Here is a 20387-nt window from a genome sequence, read left to right on the forward strand (position 1 = left end):
TCTCCTATCGCTACGGCTAAAAAGGGTAGCCGATAGCGAGGTTGAAAACCAGGTTATCGCTGCGCCAGCTTTTGCTTCCAAAATCGATTTCGTTAAACACCCAGCGCTGTCCTTCAGGCAACCATGGCTTGCGAACCGGGAAGGCAAAATCGGTACGTAACACCAGGAATGAAAGGTCAAAGCGTAAACCTGCGCCGACGTCAACCGCAAGTTGATTCATAAAGTCTTTTCCGAATTTTTTTAGTTGTGCCTCTTCTGTAGACCGGGCATTCGGATCGTTGTTTCGGTACCAGATATTTCCGGCATCGACAAACAACGCTCCACGAACTACGCTGAACAATTTTGGACGATATTCTGTGTTGAATTCGAGCTTTATATCTCCGGCCTGATCGGTGACAATGCTATCAGTTCCGATTTTCGGATCCCTGTAGCTTCCTGGTCCCAGTGTTCTGGCTCTGAAACCTCTCAAACTGTTTGTTCCGCCAATAAAAAACTGCTTGACGAAAGGCAGGCTAGCTGAGTTACCGTAAGCGTAACCATATCCTGCAATAACGCGGTTCGCCCATGACGAACTGGTTCCCAATTTCAGATAATGCCTGAAGTCTGCTTCGAGCCGTACATATTGAGCATAGTTCGCGTTGAAAATTTTCTTTCGGTTAGTGTAGTAATCAGCACCCTGGACTAAACCGATGATGTTTCCGGCGAGATCTACATTTCCATTAAAATAAAATGTGTTGGTCCGGAAGCTTTCGTTTGTATTGGTGTAATTGAAATTATAATTCGGGCCTATAATAAAAGTGCTGTCAATAACATGCTGAAGAGTAGGGTCGTTTTGTATTTCTGAAAGATATTCATCGGTAACTTTCGATGGCTTTACATACGTTACCGAAAGAATGTTGAGCGTGTGTTCTTTTTTGATATTTTCTTTCCACGTATATCCAAATGATGTGCGGAATGAGTTTAAGGTGTAGCTTTCTTGCTTTTTGAGAAAATCGTAACCTAAAGTAATTTTGGTTCGTGGTACAAAAGCGCTTGAAGACTTAATATTGAACGGCGTAATAAAACGCGGAAATGAAAGGTCAGCCTGTGCGCCATATCTGAAAATGTTTTTGGCACTGGTGCTTGCCCCCGAAAACTGGAAGTCGGTTCCAACATAAGCTGAAACTGTTAGCAGTTCTGCGCCCCTGAAGGCATTCCGGTTTCGCCAGCTGAGCTGCACTTCGCTTCCGGTATAGTTTGCCGAGTTAACTTTTCCTGTCAGATCGAGCTTTATTGATTTTTTTGGATAGGGAGTGAGATAATAATAGGTATTCAGTAAAGAGGAATCCGTGCCCGCAACATCTGTGAATTTATTTTTAACAAACTTGAAAGGCCCCATCGTCGTCAGCCGGTTAAGTGCAAGGTTGTGATCGGTTCTGTTGTAAATATCACCTTTATTGAAAAACATCGTTTGGTCAAAAACCTGGGGCCGTATAGTTTTACGCGGATCTATAATCTTAAAATCTTTATACTGCCTGATGCGGGTAGCCGGAACAGAGTCCTGTCTTAAAGTGTAATTTGGATAGATATAGATATCATTGATATGGTAAATGTCGCGAGCCTTCTCAGGTGTAGTATTTTTGATATTTACATACAATTCAGTTTTATGCTTTTCGTCAGTACTGTCAACCTGTACAAGTAAATAATCCGGACTAAAGTAAAAGAAACCTTCTTCCTTCAATTTGCTATCAATACGTTCACGTTCTGTTTTGATGACATCCAAGCTGTAAGGTTCGCCGACTTTTAATAGCGTTTGGGGCGCGGCGCCGTTTATCGCTCTCCCGAGGTCTGAACTGTCAGACGTGAAGTGAACACCGCTGATAAGGTATTGAGGGCCTGCGAATGCATGGTAAGTCAGGCTCGCTTTTTTAGACTTTATTGTTGTATCAGCACTAACCAGTGATCTGAAATAACCGCGGTTTTCGAGCCGGTTCTGAACAACTTGCCGGTTATAATCAACTTTTACCGAACTGAATAACACTGGAGGCTCACCAAATTTTCGGCTAATCCAGCTCCCTATACCTTTTCCCGACTTACTTTTCATGTTATATAAAAGCAGCTTAAACCTAAGGCCGAGGATCGAGCCATTGGGTTTAGGCCTTAACAAACCGGTAAGATCACTTTCAAGGGATTTCTTTTCTTTCTTTTTAACGTCTTTATCGTCAACTTTTACTTTGCCGCCAATGTAAAGCTGATCGCCTTCAGGAACATATTTCGTAGCGCTGCATGCGCCCAACAGTAATGAGATAAAAAGTAGGAGCGTGTATTTAAACGGTTTAGTCATTCTTACGTTCTTGTCTTTCTTGTTTCTTTTTTTCTTTCTCAGCACGTTTCCGGGCTTTATCCTCTTTAGATTTTTTTGCGAAGAGTTCCTTGAACTTATTGTAATCGGCGTTTAGTGTAAACCCGAGGCCTGTTTCAATCACCTGGCCCTGGATGACCGATTCGTATTCATTTTTCTGGTAACCTCTGATAAGATAGCGGCCATCCTTTGATAACTGGTATTCTACCTCAATATTTCCTGCAATGTTGCTTGTCGACTGGTTTGCCTGTTTTGGTCCCTCGAGCTCGAAGTTGCTTCCAACCGATACTTTCAGCCGATCGCTTAACAAACGTTTTGATACTCCTACGTTAAGATCTGTCCGGTCCTTACGCTCGCCAGTGGTATAGTCGTCGCTGCTTTCAAGGCCAACGTTTAAATCAACTCCTTCGATCAGGCCGCCGGCAAGGTTGTTTAGCTGGTCCGACAATAGCTTACTTACACTTTGGCGGGCCATCGATTCTGGCGTTGTTCCACCCGCGCTTGATGCGAACGGATTTTCTCCGACGAAGCGGTTCAGCAGGAGCAGTGCAAAAACCTGCTTGTTGAGTTCAGATGGTTCGGTTTCGAGTTGGTCCAGCCGCGTCCTGACAGATGATATTACATCAGACGATACGTTATAGCTTTTTTCAGGAAGATCAATCGCGAAAGTAAATTGCGGTTTCATCAGTTCGCCTTCCATTGTGAGGTTCACATCGAACGGCAATTTTTGTTTATAACGATTGTTTTCAGATGCCGTTCCCGACAATTGATTTTCCATTAGGTCGATTGGTGCAGTGTTAGCCACATATACCGCCGTTACGTTTACATTGGCACTTGTCGGCTCGCCCGTCCATGTCAGTGTGCTTCCTTTTTTGATATCGAATTTGCGCTTAATGAAATTGAACGAAAGATTGTAAGCACCTTCTTCCAGTTCATACGTTCCGGTAAGTGAGATCTTGCCGCTTGGATCCATGCCAGCATTTAACTGCCCAGTTCCGCGTACCTGCAAAAAGTCGCCGGTTCCCTGGTCAACAATTACGTTAAACACTGCGCCTTTATCAATCTCAATATTAGCTGAGAAGTCAAGGCCGCTCAAGGCTGATTTGGTCGTATCTTTTTGCGAAGTAAGAGCGCTTGCGAGTTCCAGGTTATCCATGTCAACGAACTCTACGATTCCCTGCCGTTCTTCAATTCCCGGATCCGATTGGGGAAGTACAACTGTGAAATTCGTTTTATCATTAATTTTCAGACTTCCGTCGATATTGGGCTGGTTCATATCACCCTTGATTTTCAAGCGGGTGTTAAAGAACAGTTTGCCATAAAATAATTCGTTGTCTTTTGCAGTTGAATTAAGTGCCTGGAAATCGTCTGCCCGCACGTCAAGGTCAAAGCGGTAATCGGTGAAGTTTTTCGTATAAACCATGCCATCGACTGAAGCTTTGTTTCCCGCTGAATCGAGTAACGTAAATTTGTCAAAATTAATTCCCTGATCGTTGAAGCTTATGCGGTCGTTATTTATCCGGAAGTATGAATTAAGCATCGCAATACGGAAGCCAACCTGTTTGAAGTTGACATCGCCCAATACCTGCGGACTTGAAGCAGTTCCCTTAATTGATAACTGTCCTGTTATCGCACCTGTGGCATCTTTCAGATTTCCCATTGTGAAGCCCTGGATACTTTTCAAGTTCAGGTTAGCGATATTCAGGTTCATATCCATTGAGCTGGTGCCGGTATAATAATTTCCTGTCAAATCAACCTGGTTGCCGTTGCCGGTGATGCTCACATTGGCCGCATAGGTATTCGCTTGTTGGTTATTTACCTTAATTGCGATATTGCCCAGCGTATCTCCCTTGAAGTTAAAGTGGTCGACATTCATATCTGCCACAAATACCGGGGATGCCTGGAAGTTGCTGACTGTTGTCGTTCCGTTAATGGTTCCTCCAATCAGCAATGAATCCTTTTTGACCATTTGTGTAATCGTTTCGATCTGGAAATTGCTGAAATCGATCTTCATGGGATTGTTTAGCCCGGCAGGAATTGTGTTAATACTTATGCTTTGGTTGTTATTTGATAGCTTGAAATCGCGTGCTTCGACACCTCCGGCACCAAAACGAATCAAGTTGTTCTGTGCCACCGTCCATGGTTGATAGTTGAGAAGTAGGCCATCAGGGTTTAAGCTAAACTCGTACAGATCGGAAAGTGCTTTTAACGATCCTGCAATGCGATAGTGATCTTTTTTCTTACTGTCCCTTATTTCAATAGCAGTAGTTATAACATTATCTTTTGCGTTGCCGGAAATACTGGTATTAAGTATCTGGATTTGCGATGCAGCTAGCTTATCAACCGTTACTGAATAATTAAGGGCGTTATTATCGGTGTTGATACGCATTTGCAAATTGTTCACATCGTTAGTTCCATATAGAACTCTTGGCGCCGATGCGTTAAAGTTTAATTGCTGGGAACGGCTGTCGAAATTTCCGTTCATTGTAACTGTTGCGAGCTCTTTAAGATCAGGGGCGAAGTTTGCCAGGATTGGAGCATTTACCAATTTAGCGTTGAACGTAAAGTACTGAGGTGAGTATTTAACCGTTTGTTTTACTGTCGATGTCGAATAGTATTTACTGATGAGATCCTGGAGCGCCGTACCGATTTGAGTCAGCTTATATTTACCACGAACATTTGCGCTTAGTAGTTCTGACTTTAAGGCCAGTGTATTGCTGTCCGCAGTTGCTGTTGAGACAATACTTACCGTATCCATTTGAAAACGCTGGCCGGATTTAGCGAGTAGGGCCTGGGTTAGCAGAATTTTTCCGTTCAGGTAATCAGGGTCGGCAGTTGGCAGATCCGCTGCTAATTTGCCATGGAAACGGATGTCCTCTTTCGAAAAGTTAAGCTTTTGTAAATTGACGCTGTCGACCATAAGATCAGCCTTTATCTGCGGATACTTTTTGTTCATATTAGCTTTTGCAGCCATATCGAACGTAATGTTCGGGTCTAGCATGTTAGCTTTCGCGATGATAACGCCAGCCTGTGATGAGCCTTTTAAACTTAGATTCCGATATGTATAATTATTGTAGTCGGCTTTAAACACCTTTCCATTCAAATTTGCACGCATCGTTTTCGGGTCGGTTCCTACACCATCGACATTTGCTGCCAGTGTTATTCGCCCGATCGTTTTCTCCTGTTTAATCAGCCGGCCAACGTTAAAGTTGAATAAACGGACATTAGCTTTATAGCGTTCGCTCCCTTTCCTGACAGCGTTATAACTTGCAATTGCCTTTGCACTGCCAAAGCTTGAATTCAGATTCAGATTTGTAGCAAAATTGGTTATCCCGCCTTTGAAAGTGCCATTTAGTTTTAGAGCTTCCGGTAAACGGATAGACGGCGGCAGTGTTCCTGGCGGCACAAAGCTTGCCAGGTCAGAGCTTCTTGTGCTGAAATCTTTGATGTTCAAATCAAAGAAGGCTTTGTTTACGTCAGGCAAACCAGTGATCTTTGCCGAAGCCAGGATATGTGTACTGCGGAAACCTGAAATTTCCAGGCTTGGGATATTCAAATTCTTTACCTGCCCGTTCACTTTGCCGTTAATAGTTAAAACGGCGTTGGGATTGCTCTTAAACGGATTGGTTCCGGCCAGCGACGGCACGAGCAGAATAACATCTTTAAATCCAAGTTTGCTCCCTGCAAGGTTTGCATCCACACGCATTTCACCGGGATTTTTCGATAGGCTTTCGATAGAGGGATAGTTAAGGCGTATACGGTCCCTGAGTACCGATCTGGAAGTCGCGATGTAAAGATTATTTAGATAGGCTTGCTTGCTTCCGTAAAAAAAGTCCGTTTGTATTTTGCGAAGATCAAAACCGCTGCGGTCGCTGAAATGTCCGTCCTTAATATTTCCTGAAATGGTGTTTATGGCATAAACAAAGTTTTCAGCTTTAAGTCCGAAATTCTTAATATTCAAATGCCCGAAATCAAGCCCTTGTTTTTGGACCGGCATATTGAAATTGTCAAAACGGATGTTGTTATTTGAGAAATCGGCGTTTGCTAATGTTACCTTCCAGTTATTAGCTTGTACTTCAACTTCTTTGCTCGCTTCATTGGCGACAATCTTAGCTTGTTGTGTTTTGCCGAGCTGGAACAGGATGTCGGAATTTTGCAGGGCGATAGTATTAAGATTAATAAGCTGTTTCTTAAGGTCGATCTTATCTGTTTCAACCAACAGCCTGCCTAAACTGACATTTGTTTTCATTGCCGAGACATCATTTCGATAGTCTACTTTGATACGATCGAGATCAATGGTTTTTAAGGCAAGATCCATGTTCATAGGCTCCGCTGCCTTTATAGAGTCAACTGCCTTGGGTTCCGGCGTTGCCGCTGGCTTCCCCTGAATTACTTTGGCATAAACGTTTGAAAGCTTGATTTTAGGGACATTGAATTTCATTTTGTCCAGGTCAAATTCCTTAACGCGTGTGTCGAAGTGACCGAGATAAACGTCCACATCGTTGGCAGTAATGGCGTCTTTAAACCGGGCACGGATACGGTCAAGGTTAATCTTATCCAGTGAGAACTTCATGGTAGAGGTAGTATCCTCCGGTTTCGGCTCCTTTTTTTGTTCGCTTACAAAGGCTTTTGTGATATAGTCAAAATTGAAAACGCTGTCGGGAGTGCGCTGGATGTTAGCGGTTATACCACGAAAATCCAGTTCGTTAATTTCGAGCTTGTTGTGTAGGAGTTTCAATAAACTTACATCCACGCGAATAGTGTCTCCTGCTAAAAGGGTGTCTTTCTTTTGATCTTCGAAATAAATATCCTCTAGCACGATAAGTTTTGGAAGATCAAGGCTGATGCGGTTTATTTCTACTTTTGTGCCGATTTTACCTTCCAGGTAAGAAACGGCCTTCTGACGCGCGAAATTTTGCACGGCAGGTACGCGTATCAGCACAAAAATCAGAAGTAAAAGGAATATAATACTTCCAATAATCCAAAGAAGAATTTTAAGAGAAAGTAAACCGACTTTTTTCAAGGTAGCGTTTTTGAATTCTATCTAATAAATTCAAAAAGGCGGTTAAATGTTTGTTTAGTGCAAAACTTTATGTGAAGTTTATATTTTTTTCAAGTTGATAACGATGGCTCCGTGCTGGCCCTTATTGCCATAGAGTGCAGTAGCTTCCGCGTTAGAAAGAACCTGAAGTGTGTCGATATTTGCTGGCAGGATGTTTTGAAGTTTTAGCTGCGCCTCTTTAGCGCGAAGTGTTTCACCGTCAATAATATACAAGCGGTTCATTTTTTTTTCAGGTGAGGCCTGGAATTTCGAGGTAATGAAGCTTGCGGTACATGAACCAAGCACTTTACCGATTGTAGCACCAATTACCGGATTCCCACCTTGCTTACCAACCATGGCTCCGTATGATTCGCCGCTGTTCGTGCCAAGGACGCCCATTCTATCGGCGAGGTTCATGGACTTACATGATGTGATCAATATTCCTGCAACTAAAATTACATACAACTTAAAGCTCATACCGTTCCTCGTTTTTAGTTATTGATTAGTGCTTATGAAGTTAACGAAACTTCATTGTCAAATCAAAGTAATAACTAAAAAAAAGTTATTAAGTTTTTATGAACTTTAAGTCGTAGAAATTATGTGGCCGAGACCTTATTAAACAGCTTCCTTTAGATCAGAATCAGTAATATTGACAAACAGTTCTTCTTTCGGATAACGAACTTTTTTCATGGGTGCCAGCCAGTCGGTCGTTGTATCGCGGTAGCCCAGGGTTAAAATTGTAACGCTCTTCAAACCGCGTTCACTTAAGCCAAGCAGTTCGTCTAACGCCGGACCGTTAAACCCTTCCATAGGCGTTGCGTCAACCTGTTCAAGAGCTGCCGCAGTGATGGCCGTTCCAAACGCGATGTAAGCCTGGCGCGCCATCCAGTTGAAATTTTGTTCCGGAGTGTTTTTTAATATTGCAGACAGGTATCCTTTAATCGTGCTTAACGATTCAACCGGCATATTACGGGTAGAAGCCGTAAGATTGATATAATTGTCGATCTTTTCTTCGGTAAGGGTATCCCAGGCCGCAAATATTAACAGATGCGAAGCCTCGGCTATTTGCGGCTGATTGTTTGCAACAGCTTTGATCTTTTCCTTAACGGCCGGATCTTCAACCACGATAACATTGTATGGTTGCAAACCGATAGACGACGCCGAAAGACGTACGCTTTCTAATATATTCTCTATTTTTTCCTGGGGAACTTTTTCTCCGTTCATTCGCTTTGTTGCGTAGCGCCAGTTAAGTGCTGATATTAAATCCATTTTTATTGAAATTTTACAATAGTTACTTTTGATAACTCAAAGGTATTGCCGATTTTTGTTAGCGACAAGAAGGCACATTTTTAATACTCAGTTGTATGGAAGTAACTATTGGATCAAAACCGCAAAGCGAAGGCAGCAGGAAAATAAAAGAGCATTTTTCTGACAAACATGCGACAATTAAGCATTGCCCGGTGACTGACATTATCGCAAGGATAAGTGATAAATGGTCAATGCACGTTATTATTTTCCTTGGAAAGGCTGGGAAGATGCGTTTCAGTGAGATGAAAAAAGAGATAGAAGGTATCTCGCAGCGCATGCTTACCGTAACATTACGCAATTTGGAAGAAGACGGATTAATAACACGAACCGTTTATGCAGAAGTGCCGCCGCGTGTGGAGTACCAGCTCACTTCGATGGGTGAAAGCCTGCTTTTGCAGTTGATCCCCTTGTCTGAATGGGCTAACAGAAATATGGAACAGATTCTCCGCTCAAGGGAAGAGCATATACTGAAAGGTTAGAATGAAGTATTTTAACCGGTTTGTATATGAGCTAAAGGCTTAAGCGTTCCCTTAACGTTTTTGAATTCCCCGGAAGGGGATGTCCAGTTCGAATAAACCTCGCCGTTCTCATAGTCCTGGATTTGGGTAACGGTGGTGCCGCTTTCTTCCTGCCAGGTAACCAGGAAAAGCTGTGGTCTTATTTCGGTCATTTTGGTTTCCACAGTTTCAGAAATTTCTACTTTGCTGCCGTCTTTTTCAAGAATAGTAAATGTCAGGCTTGTTTCGCTATCGATACGCAACCTGGCTTTTGCCATTCCAAATTCTACTAAAAATTCGTTCCCGATGATTTGCATGATTCATGATTTTGTAAAATAAAGTTACCCGCAATAACTGGTATTTTGAAGGTGCTATTGCGACAAATCAGGGTGTTACGCGACAAGGTTTCGAGCTGAAGGCGATGTTTAAACCCGGTTAAATTTCCAGCCGTTTCCTTATTTTAAGTGGCAGCTTTGCTTTAACTAATTCGTATGATTGATGAATATAGCGGATCCAGTCGTCCTGCGAAATTGTGTTAATATCTTCGACAAACACCCATTTGTATTTTGCCACATACGGAGCTGGTTTAAAACCGGGGGAGGAAGACAGCTGTTCAAACTCGTCATCAGTTACTTTGAATGAAGCCGTTGTTGGCGACTGGTCTAAACCTATCACGCAGAACATCTTTTCTCCGACAGAAAATACAAGGTCATGTTCCCATTTAATGCTTTCGGTTGCACCTGGCTTTGAACTGCAAATTTTCCGGATATCTTCAATGTCCATGTTTCGTGTAATGATGCTACAACAGGCGAAACTAAAAGAAATGATTGATAAATGCGGAGGAACTGAAATCTGCCATCGCTTTTTGCGTATCAATAGCCGCTTACACAGATACCCAAAGAAAAATGGGTGGCTTCCAAATAATGAATTGAAATCTGCTGTCGCTTTTTTACGCGAAGCAATAGCTGCTTACACATAACACTCAAAGTAAAAAGAGTGGCTTTTAAATAAGGCTTCACGATATTATTTTTATTGCATGATGGTTTATCACTTGAATAATAAGGGTGCAAAATTGTATAGGTTATCGCGCCAAACCGGCCAGGTATGACCGCCGGGATATTCATTGTAGATATGCTTTACTTTCAACTCATTTAATTTCCTAAGCATTATCTGACCGTTGTTGTAAGCGATATCTTCTTCGCCGCCTTCAGAAAACCAGAATACTTTCAGGTTAGTATTAATCTTGTCGGCATTCGTTTTCATAAAGTTATACTGTTCATCGGCTAGCTTACTCATCATCGGGACAATCCAGCCGGAGCTGAACACACCGAGATAAGCAAACATATTTGTATTATTGACGCCGGTGTACAAGGTGTGCAGTCCTCCCAATGATAACCCTGCAATCGCCCTGCTATGCGCATCTGTTTTTGCACGATAATTTTTCTCAACAAAAGGAATTATCGATTGCTTCATCTCATTCTCAAACATTTTTAAGGCGCCTTCAATCCCATTGGCGTTAAAACCGCCTTCACCAATATTGGCATCCGGCATTACGATAATCATTGGCTTTGCCCTGCTTTCGGCGATGAGGTTATCTAAAATCAGATCTGTTTTTCCTTGTGTCGCCCAGCCGCGTTCATCTTCACCACCACCATGTAAAATATAGAGCACCGGATATTTTTCGGTTGTTTTTTCGTCGTAGCCGGGTGGCGTATAGATGTACAGTTGCCGCCATGAACGAGTGACTGCCGAGTAATAGTTTTTGATGCGGATATCGCCATGAGGAACGTCTTTTAATGCATAATAATCATCTCCTTTAAAAGGTATTTCTATGCCGCTTGCCATACGGCCCATGCCATAAAACGTCTCGCTGGAGGGATCGGTAGTGGCAACACCATCAATAATTAGTGAATAATAGTGAAAACCTTCACTGATCGAGTCTGTCGTTACAGTCCAGTCGCCATCGCTATCTTTTAGCATATCATATTTCTTTACAAGATCAACCTGCACTTTTTGTGCATCCGGCGCCTTTATACGAAACACCACTCTTGAATCGGGCAAAATCTGCGGATATTTGCTGTTTCGCACATTGGTAGAAGCGGGTGTACCTAACACTGTGTATTGCGAAAATTTTGATGGATCAACCGGTTTGAAAAGAAACTGCGAAAACATATATAAACCATTTTTCCATATCTTAAAATCATGCACACCAGGTTCGATATAGTAGATGTGTGGCACATCATTTTTTTGCAGGTAATCATGTGTTCGTTTGCTGAAACTGATAAGGCCATCAGCATCGCCGCAGGAGATCCACAACAATTTTAATTCCTGCCTTGCTTTTCGCGGGTCCGGCACTAGTTGCTCTGGAGTTTTTGTATTTGGAGCAGATGAAAAGCCGCCTACCCAGGCGAACTTGTCAAGATTACCTAAACCAAAATTTAATGATTGTCCGCCACCCATTGATAACCCTGCGATGGCACGATGCATCTTGTCGGTATAAACGGGAAAGTTTTTTTGAATGTAAGGAATGAGGTCGTTCAACAGGTCTTTTTCAAAATTGGCAAATGCCTGAACTTTGACGCTGTCGAAAACATTGCCGACAGCACGGTCGTCTTTCATAGCGCGACCGTTCGGCATGACAATGATCATTGGTTCAACCTTGCCTTTAGCATACAGGTTGTCCATTATCACCTGCGGGTTGCCGCCTTTCAGCCATTCTTTCTCATCGCCGCCAATACCGTGAAGCAGGTACAACACAGAATATTTGTTCTTTTTTGAATATCCCGGCGGCGTGTAGATGATCGCCCTGCGTATTGTACCTACAGTTTTGGAATTATAACTGATCGTATCAATCTTTCCATGAGGGATACCTGTGCGAACAGAATCAAAACCGGCAGGCGCGTGTTTTGCAATTTCCTGGGAATTAGCCTTGTTCCACAATAGAAGGGCGATTAGGCAAAAGATAAATTGTTTCATGAATTGGCTTTAAGTAACTATTTGTTTAGACAATGGCTGCAAACTATTACAGGTAAACGAAAATTGCTACACCCTAATAGCTGAAATTCATTTCCATTAATACAATTGTTATTCTGACAATTATTGAACTAAAATTAAGTAATATTTTAATTCGTAACCGATTGCATCGCATTTTTTTCGACGGTCACTGTGGCGGGATAATAAGAACGGAGCGGCCATGCTTTAAAGGAAATTGATAAACGTATTATTGCCAAGATGGACACGATTTAAACGGTGACCATATAACTGAATTGTCATACGCAAAACAGCATTGAATGGATTACATTCGTTCGGGCATTAGATAAGCTGACTTGTCACTTAATGGCATTAAACGAAAAGTTTACCGTTGTTTGGCAATTGCCGCAAGCGCGGCCGCGTAAGGTTTTTTAAACTTCTCAATCCCTTCGTTTTCCAGCTGGCTGGTAATTTGATCTATGACGATGCCGGCGGATTTCAATTTCTCAAGATCCGCTGTTGCTTCCGCCAGGTTTTCGGTAAGGGTAACCTCAGCAATCCCGTGGTCCCGAAAAGCTTCGATTGTTTCAAGCGGAGCAGTATTTACCGTATCGGGGCCGATCAGTGCTTCCACGTATTTGGTGTCTTTAAAAGACGGATCCTTACTGCTGGTACTGGCCCACAATAACCGCTGTGGTTTTGCGCCTTTACTTTCAAGTTTTTTCCAGCGTTCGCTGCCGAACACTTGCTGATAGATCTCGTAAGCTTTCTTGGCGGATGCGATGGCAATCTTTCCTTTTAATTCAGGAGCTCCCTTTTCAGCAAGTAAAGGATCCACCAGCAAATCGATTCTGCTCAGGAAAAAACTTGCAACCGAGGCAATGTTTTCAATACTCCTGCCGGAGGCAAGACGATCCTCCAGGCCTTGTATGTAAGCCTCAGTAACTTCCTTGTACCGCGGCAAACCAAATAATAACGTTACATTGATGTTCAGGCCTTCGCTTATAGCCTTACGGATCGCCGGCAAACCTTCCGCAGTGCCCGGAATCTTTATCATAACGTTCTCGCGACCCAGCTGCCTCCATAGGTCAAGCGCCTGGTCGATGGTCCGGTGTGTGTGCCGCGCCAGTTCAGGCGAAACTTCCAGGCTGACATATCCGTCGGCTCCTTTCACTTCTTCATCTTCATAAACCGGTTTCAACACTTCAGAAGCATTGAGTATATCCTGGATCGCTAAAGCATAAAAGATGTCATCATCACTTTTTCCTTCTGCTATAAGTTTCCGTATATCGGCCTGGTAATTGTCACTGCTGCTGAACGCTTTTTCGAATATAGCCGGATTAGAAGTTACGCCGCGGATGCCGTCTTCATCGATGAGCTGCTTCAGTTTGCCGCTGCTCAAGATTTCCCTGTCAATAAAATCGAGCCAGATACTTTGGCCCAGATCGTGAATATGTTTAACCCTGTTTTCCATAAGAGAAGCTATAATTGTTTGCTAACGCTTCTTTAATAACTAACTGCAGAACGCGATGTTTTAGTAATCGTATTTGGCCGGAGCAATACGGGACTAACACCTATGCTAGAAATTCACAACTTTGGCACGTCAGCGTCGTTTATTTGCTGTTTACCGTATGGCGATGGTTGGCAATTCTTATATTTAATTAAAAAAGATTTAGATGGCAGACGAACAACTGGTAACATACGTCAGGGACATGGCTCAATACAAAGGCCAGCTTGTCGCCCGGCGGAAATCAAAACATGACCTGCAGTTAAAGGATAAAGAGATCAAAGATTTGAAATCACATATAATCGAGCTCGGAAGACTAATCGTATCAAGCTTAAAAGGTATCGATGTTCCGGAGAATGAACCTTATGAAATTTCTTTTGCAGGACACACCGTGTATATTGGTTACGAAGGGAAGGACCTGATCTGGGAAGAAGATGAATGGTGACCATATTGACGCTGCGTTCAGACCAGCCGGTGCTGGCAGGAATCGATTCATTGTACGGGCGACGGATTGCATACATCTTGTTTATGCAACGGCTAGTGGCTATCTTTAACCTTAATGAAAACTGCGACAGTTATTTCCAGGGTAGTGCTCGGATTAATTTACCTGATCTTCGGCTTAGATTTCTTTCTGCATTTTATCCCTTATCAGCCAAATCATACCGGGGCAACCGCTGCCTTTAAAAGCGGACTCATGGCAGCGGGCTATTTTTATCCAATGATGAAGTTTCTACAGATAACAGGAGGAATCTCGCTGTTGATCAACAGGTATGCACCATTCTCTGCCGTCGTTTTGTTTCCCATCAGTGTCAACGTCTTTTTGTTTCATACCATTTTAGTGCCGTCTGGCTGGTATATGGGCGTTATACTGCTCGGTACGAATCTTTTTTTGGGATATGCCTATCGCACGTATTATCAAAGCATGTTTGTACGGAAAGCAGAAGTGTAGCTCATCTTATTCATGGAATATATTTCTGCTCATTAATATATATCAAGCACAAGTACTCCTTACCCTGCGCGGAAAGCTTCCGCCAGATAGAAAAAAAAGCATGATGCGAGCTGCAAACAGCTTGAGTAGTATTGAGGCTAAATCTCTTAAATTTCGTGGCGGTTAAACAGCTGACTAGAGAAGTTTGTATCTTGGTTATTATGAGAAAACTTCTTTTTATTTATATTCTGGCCTTTGTTTGTAACGCATCCTTTAGCCAAGTTAAGATTGCTGTCAAGGAAGCATCGAAACACATTGGAGATTCTGTAACCATCATTGATAAGGTTTCTGGAGTACAAGTGTTAAATAATGGTATAATGCTATTGAATCTAGGAGGTGTGTTCCCAAATCATTTATTAACAGTAATGATTCGCCCCGCTGATATACAAAAATTTGCTTTCAAGCCAGCCGGCAAGTTAAAAGGCAAACCGGTTGTAGTCTCCGGTAAGTTGATTGATTACAAAGACAAGCCGGGAATAATCGTGACAGACCCAGCACAATTGGAAGAACTCAGTCAGGGAGATCCGAGATTATCACTTCAGAATTTTAAATGAAGTTTTTAATATCAGACAATCACTTAACAGCCTCCTGCATGGCTCGATCAAGGATTTCATCCCGACCATCTTTAATTCCCTCCACCGTGCTGTCTACCCAAATATCAGGTACAAAACCTCTCAAATGTTGAGTTGAGCCATCATTATTTGTTACAAGCATTCCTGAAAATGAAGTTCGATATCCGCCGGGTAAACTAATAAAGTTAACATTCCCGTTAGTGCCTGCGGTAGCTCTACCAACTAATTTTCCCAATTTAAAATCTCTTACCAAGCCTAAAAAAGACTCCGCGTAGCTCATCGCACTGGCGTCGGTCAGGAAAAATATCTTGCCGCCATACTTTTTTGTCGATGGTGTAATCGTCAGGCTATCTGTTTTGTACTCAGACTTCTCAAAGTCAGGGTAGATTAATTGTGGGGTATGAAAGCTAGCGCTAGTTATTTGCTTATCTATCAGATGGGAAATAACAGGATAGACATCTTCAGAGGGATAGCCTCTCACATCAAAAATTATAGCCTTGGCGTTCACTAACCTAGGTTCAAATTGAGCCAACCGATGCATAACTGAATCTTCTGTTAAGTTGAAATAAAAGCAGTTTCCAGCAATCTCTCCGTTTAATTTAGGAGTCAGCATAAAGCAGCCTTTCCGATATTCGACGCCAGGAAGCGTTCTTTTAATCTTAATCTTTACTGATTTGCCGTCATGTAACGCAACAAAATCCTGAAAGCTGTCTTTAGGGCCGTTAGTTAAAGTAAAAAGTCCTTTTTGTTCTTTCCATTGCCACGAACCTGAAATAAACTGCTCGCGCGATCTCAAAAAGCTTTCTGCTGGCATTCCGTCGATTGAATCTATAAGGTCTCCAGGAGAAAGCACTTTAAATAAAACACTGTCCAGTATATAGCTTACTAAAACTTTATTTTTAGCTTTCGTAAAAGTTAAAGGCGCAGAAGCTTCATCTTCAATATTTTTTTTATCGTAAAACGATGTAAAAATGTGTCCGTCGTTTAACTGGGCTCCCATCCATTTTAAAGTATGAAAGAAATCGACCGCTGTTTTGTCGGCAAAAGCTCGCTTAAACGATTCATGCAGTAACCTATCGGGCGATAAACTTGCATCTTTCCAGTACGGGAAGAAATGCTTCCATGCATTCCATGTAATGATGACGTCACCTAATCGAAATTCTAACAATCTTCCGCGCGACTGGCCACCGATTTGATCTGGAATAGTCTGATCTATAGATTGATTTAATGTTTTTAATAACTTTATGTTGCCTAAGGGAAAGGTTTGGCTATCCGACCCTGATACAACTAAAGGAATTGAACAAGTAATTCCTGGAACAATTTCCCTCATGTTCGTTTCTCCCAACTCTGGATGCTGCAAAAATAGCGGCGCATCATTTTTAGTGGTTTGGATAATAATTGAACGTTTTGTAGTAGGAAAACTTGTAAGCGCACTTTCGCTATCACCGATCGCGTTTGTTTGCTCAGTTAATTTACCGTCGACATCTATAAATAACTGTGATTGATTTATTGATATTGGCGACTTGCCATCAAAAGTAAGACCTATTACCATATTGGAGTCTTTTGCAATCTTTCCGTTAAACGTGTAACTCATTTCCTTCCGACCGATATAGTTGTCACCAACGTTGGTTAGGTCACTTTTTTTAACACCATTTAACCCATTTGAGTTTCCGATCTGTAAACTCGGTTGACTAGCAGTTGTGTCACCCCGCATAAGCACTTTAAACGTAAATAACTTGCCTGTGATTTTGTCGTTTTTCTTTAGTACAAATAGCGGAATGAACTGTGCATCTTCCTGAAATCCATTCCTTCGATTAACCCGAACGCTTTTATAAATGGTATTGAATTCGGGAAGCTTCACACCTTCATGCTGCCAGTAAATTGGATTGGTTTCCGGCTTAATGACTTGGTTTCGGTTTTGCTTAAAACTTGCATGGTTTTTTGTGAAATCCAGCTTCATGGACGGCGCCAGCGGAAGATAAAGAACCTTTAACTTTTTGATAAGAACATCATCGCTTTGAATATTCGCAACTTCTTTAGCTCCATAAATAGCGAACTTTGGCCAGGATACGTTTTGAGCTTCATCCGAAGGATGAAAAAAACGTATGTAACCGTATAATTTGCAAAAAGCTATCAGGTTTCTTTCTTGACGGTTTGTTGGTTGTGCAATAAGGCAATCGCAAGCTAAGGCTAGAGCTACGACCAGATAAATTATTCGTTTTACGACCATGTCAAGTAATTTATTTACCCTTTTACTCGACTTGTTCGTATGACCTTGTTCTACGAACATACGCATCGAGGTGAATTTGCCAGACCAACTGTTGCGAAATGTTTCACTCACTGGGACACCCTCGTTTAGAGCATGAAACTTGTGAATTTCGTAATGCAAAATGCTCGCTTTCATCCCAATTTCCCTGATGTAAATCACCCTTTTTATCCCGTGTAAAACACCTATTTTTATACAGGTGTTTTCCAGCAGCATTCCTGAAACACAAATTCGGAATTATTCGGCAAAGTTTCTTTATGCTACCTGTAAGGCCCCTTACCCGCCTGACGTACTTTTCTTTCAAGTATAGCGCAATGTCTACGCAAATGGCAATCAGATTCATTGCCTGAAATTAATTAACACTTAATCTGTCATTGCTTCAGTACCGGCGACGTGCTTTAATTATTTCAAATATTATCCATACATGGTCCATACTTTGTCCATCTCTTGTCCAACTATTGAAATCAAAACATGGATAATAGACGAGCTAGATTGAAAAAAGTTAATTTTTAATTATTTGTTAATGCCATGTCGTTGCCGGTGTTTGGTATAAACTATCTTTGTCATCTTTTCCTGGTCCCGGTTTACAAGGAACTTCCTTTTCAGATCTTAATAAAACTTTCTTACCTAAACTTCTATTTAATCATTTCACCGGCGTTTGGTGTTCTCCATACTTCGACTTTATAGATATTAATACGCAGCAATGGTGCGATGACAAAGCCGGCCATTGAAAGAAATATCTCGAACAGCTTTAATACATAGTATAATAACGTGTGGATACGTTATATAACGTAAAAATAAGTTGTATAACTGAAAATTAAGTTATATCTTTGGGTATGGAAGAATTAACCAAAGCGGAAGAGCGCATCATGCAGGTTTTCTGGAAGCTGCAGCATGCCTTTGTTAAAGATGTTATCGAAGAGCTTGACGAGAGTCCAAAGCCACCTTATAACACTATTTCATCAATTGTAAGAATCCTGGAAAAAAAAGGCTACCTGTCATATAAAACTTATGGTAAAACGTATCAATATTTTCCGGTGATGAGCAAACAGGATTACGGTAAGCAATCGTTCAGGAAATTCTTTTCCAATTATTTCGACAATTCGGCAGCGAGCCTGCTTTCTTTCATGGTAAAGGAAAAAGAATTAAGCAAGGCTGATCTGGAAGAAATCAAAGAGATCATCAAACAAAATTCGTAGTGTATGGAACTATCGATTTACCTGGCGAAAGTTTCCATTTGTACGATGGTGTTTTACCTGCTCTATCATTTTCTTTTCTCCAATTACACGTTCTTCAAATATAACCGCTGGTATTTGCTGTCGACCCTGGTATTGAGTTTTGTTATCCCGGCTACGACATTACAAGTCGAGAAAAAACTAACAGTTCCAATCGTAACGGTGGGTAAGGCTGGTGTTAATGTAATTCATAACAACATCTCGTTGCTTACAGATCCGGAGGCATCTGATCCTGGTAGCCCAAACTCATACTTGCCCTTAAAAAATCTCCTGCTTGTTGTTTACGTATGCGGAGTCGCTTTTTTATTTTTCAAACTCACCGGCGGTTTTTTTTATTTGCTGGCGACCGGTCGAAAATTTACACGCCTGGATGGAATCCGTTATATTTCGGTTTCGCCGACCAGTAGGCTCAGAAATTCATCCTTTTTTAATTATGTATTTATCGACGAAAGTCTGAATGATGGAGATCGCTCAAAGGTCATCAACCATGAGCTAGTACACGTAGGCAGGCTTCATTTCCTGGATAAGATTCTGGGAAACCTCAGTGTTTGCGTGCTTTGGTTCAATCCTTTTGCTTACGCTTTTCTTGATGCAATGGATGCCAATCATGATTTCGAAGCCGACGAATTAAGCTCTGCAGAACACCAAAAAGGCGATTATGCCCGGCTGATTTTAAATTTAGCACAATCCGAAACATATTCACTAACCAACCAATTCAGCAAACTGCCTTTGAAAAAAAGGATCAGTATGCTGTTTAAAAAACCAACCAATAAGATGAAAAAACTTATGTACTTTACCACGTTACCGATTATCGCCGTTTGTTCGATGGCGTTTGTTAATCAAAAAGAAGTTTTGATTTCTACGAATGTAACTGATTCGGTTCAAGTGCAATCTGCACAAAAAACTACGGCCTACAGGAACAGCGGTTCGGGTAGCGCGGTCGGATCATTTAAGGAGGATATTTATGAAATTTCGAACCTTTGGTACGTACAAAGCGGAAATAAAAATAACCCAGCCGGCCTGCGCGTCCTGGTGATCGATGCAGGACACGGCGGGAAAGATGACGCTTCAAAAAGTATCACCGGAATCCCCGAAAAGGACATGAATTTAAAGGCCGCATTAATCCTGAAAGAGGAAGCTGCAAAAAGAGGCATTATTGTGATGCTAACCAGAAGCGGTGATGAGTTTTTATCGCTAAGCGATCGCGTTGCCAAACAGAAAGGGTCGAACGCTTTTATTTCACTTCATCATAACACATTGTCTTCAACAGCAAACACTATTCAGTCAGCTGACCTTAGCGGATTGGAAGTATATTTTTCGGAGTCTTCTAAAGCCGATCGGTCGAAAGATCTTGGAGCCAGTGTTCTGAAATCCTTGAAAAACTTAACAGGCCTGCCTGTTAAAAATTCTCTTATCAACAAAGATTTATATGTTTTGAAGGAAGCGACAGTGCCTTCCATAGTAGTTGAACTTGGAAATATCAGTAACCAGGCAGATTTCAATTACCTAAGCAGTGAAGCAAATCTGAGAAAAATATGCAACCTGATTTTGGATGGTTATGAGAATATGGGAGGTTGTTGATTGGGTGTTGCTAACAGGTTGTATTGTTTTACGAATTACATTAATCAATAAATCCGATGAAAAGCAACCCGTCCGGTAATA

General features: G+C 41.8%; 15 protein-coding genes. 6 read left to right on the top strand and 9 right to left on the bottom strand.

The annotated features are described in order from the left end of the window. Window positions 1–16: 16 nt before the first annotated feature. The 4 genes from tamL to GS399_RS19330 all read right to left on the bottom strand — a co-directional run bounded on the left by tamL (window position 17) and on the right by GS399_RS19330 (window position 8651). Complete coding sequence (gene tamL / locus GS399_RS19315) at window positions 17–2323, bottom strand: translocation and assembly module lipoprotein TamL (RefSeq protein ID WP_160846302.1); 2307 nt, start codon at window positions 2321–2323, stop codon at window positions 17–19. Beyond that, window positions 2316–7364: a translocation/assembly module TamB domain-containing protein gene (locus GS399_RS19320; RefSeq protein ID WP_202409519.1), complete on the bottom strand. Its 5049-nt coding sequence runs from the start codon at window positions 7362–7364 to the stop codon at window positions 2316–2318. The genes tamL and GS399_RS19320 overlap by 8 nt, the downstream gene beginning before the upstream one ends. Before the next feature lie 78 nt (window positions 7365–7442). Then, window positions 7443–7859, bottom strand: coding sequence for a hypothetical protein (locus GS399_RS19325; protein ID WP_160846303.1), 417 nt, complete (start codon window positions 7857–7859; stop codon window positions 7443–7445). Window positions 7860–7997: 138 nt separating this feature from the next. Next, a complete protein-coding gene (locus GS399_RS19330) occupies window positions 7998–8651 on the bottom strand; it encodes an NAD(P)H-dependent oxidoreductase (RefSeq protein ID WP_160846304.1) in 654 nt (217 codons plus the stop codon). A 95-nt stretch (window positions 8652–8746) separates the two neighbouring features. On the opposite strand from GS399_RS19330, the gene GS399_RS19335 reads away from it, so the two are divergent. Next, a complete protein-coding gene (locus tag GS399_RS19335; protein ID WP_160846305.1) occupies window positions 8747–9169 on the top strand; it encodes a winged helix-turn-helix transcriptional regulator in 423 nt (140 codons plus the stop codon). Between the two features lie 11 nt (window positions 9170–9180). On the opposite strand, the gene GS399_RS19340 is transcribed toward GS399_RS19335, so the two are convergent. From GS399_RS19340 to tal, 4 genes are all read right to left on the bottom strand, one after another. After that, the gene (locus GS399_RS19340) at window positions 9181–9504 is read right to left on the bottom strand and encodes a MoaF-related domain-containing protein (protein WP_160846306.1); all 324 of its coding nucleotides are present in this window, start codon (window positions 9502–9504) and stop codon (window positions 9181–9183) included. 118 nt (window positions 9505–9622) lie between these two features. Then, a complete protein-coding gene (locus GS399_RS19345) occupies window positions 9623–9970 on the bottom strand; it encodes an MmcQ/YjbR family DNA-binding protein (protein WP_160846307.1) in 348 nt (115 codons plus the stop codon). 264 nt (window positions 9971–10234) lie between these two features. Continuing rightward, entirely contained in the window at window positions 10235–12163 is a 1929-nt protein-coding gene (locus GS399_RS19350) for an alpha/beta hydrolase-fold protein (protein ID WP_160846308.1), read from the bottom strand. Window positions 12164–12542: 379 nt separating this feature from the next. Beyond that, window positions 12543–13631, bottom strand: coding sequence for a transaldolase (tal, locus tag GS399_RS19355; RefSeq protein WP_160846309.1), 1089 nt, complete (start codon window positions 13629–13631; stop codon window positions 12543–12545). Window positions 13632–13833: 202 nt separating this feature from the next. Between tal and GS399_RS19360 the strand changes: the two genes are divergently transcribed. From GS399_RS19360 to GS399_RS19370, 3 genes are all read left to right on the top strand, one after another. Further along, window positions 13834–14109 carry a hypothetical protein gene (locus GS399_RS19360; protein WP_160846310.1) on the top strand — a complete coding sequence of 92 codons (276 nt, stop codon included), beginning with the start codon at window positions 13834–13836 and terminating at the stop codon, window positions 14107–14109. Window positions 14110–14223: 114 nt separating this feature from the next. Then, on the top strand, window positions 14224–14613 hold the full coding sequence (locus GS399_RS19365; RefSeq protein ID WP_160846311.1) for a DoxX family membrane protein: 390 nt from the start codon (window positions 14224–14226) through the stop codon (window positions 14611–14613). Window positions 14614–14813: 200 nt separating this feature from the next. After that, the gene (locus GS399_RS19370) at window positions 14814–15206 is read left to right on the top strand and encodes a hypothetical protein (RefSeq protein WP_160846312.1); all 393 of its coding nucleotides are present in this window, start codon (window positions 14814–14816) and stop codon (window positions 15204–15206) included. A gap of 19 nt (window positions 15207–15225) precedes the next feature. Here GS399_RS19370 and GS399_RS21150 read toward each other — a convergent pair whose 3' ends face one another. Then, on the bottom strand, window positions 15226–17565 hold the full coding sequence (locus GS399_RS21150; protein ID WP_160846313.1) for a S41 family peptidase: 2340 nt from the start codon (window positions 17563–17565) through the stop codon (window positions 15226–15228). A 761-nt stretch (window positions 17566–18326) separates the two neighbouring features. Here GS399_RS21150 and GS399_RS19380 point away from each other — a divergent pair. Beyond that, window positions 18327–18689, top strand: a complete 363-nt coding sequence (locus GS399_RS19380) for a BlaI/MecI/CopY family transcriptional regulator (protein WP_160846314.1) — start codon at window positions 18327–18329, stop codon at window positions 18687–18689. A 3-nt stretch (window positions 18690–18692) separates the two neighbouring features. Beyond that, the gene (locus tag GS399_RS19385) at window positions 18693–20306 is read left to right on the top strand and encodes an N-acetylmuramoyl-L-alanine amidase (RefSeq protein ID WP_160846315.1); all 1614 of its coding nucleotides are present in this window, start codon (window positions 18693–18695) and stop codon (window positions 20304–20306) included. Window positions 20307–20387 lie beyond the last annotated feature (81 nt).

The organism is Hufsiella arboris, from assembly GCF_009834875.1.
Taxonomy (GTDB): domain Bacteria; phylum Bacteroidota; class Bacteroidia; order Sphingobacteriales; family Sphingobacteriaceae; genus Hufsiella_A; species Hufsiella_A arboris.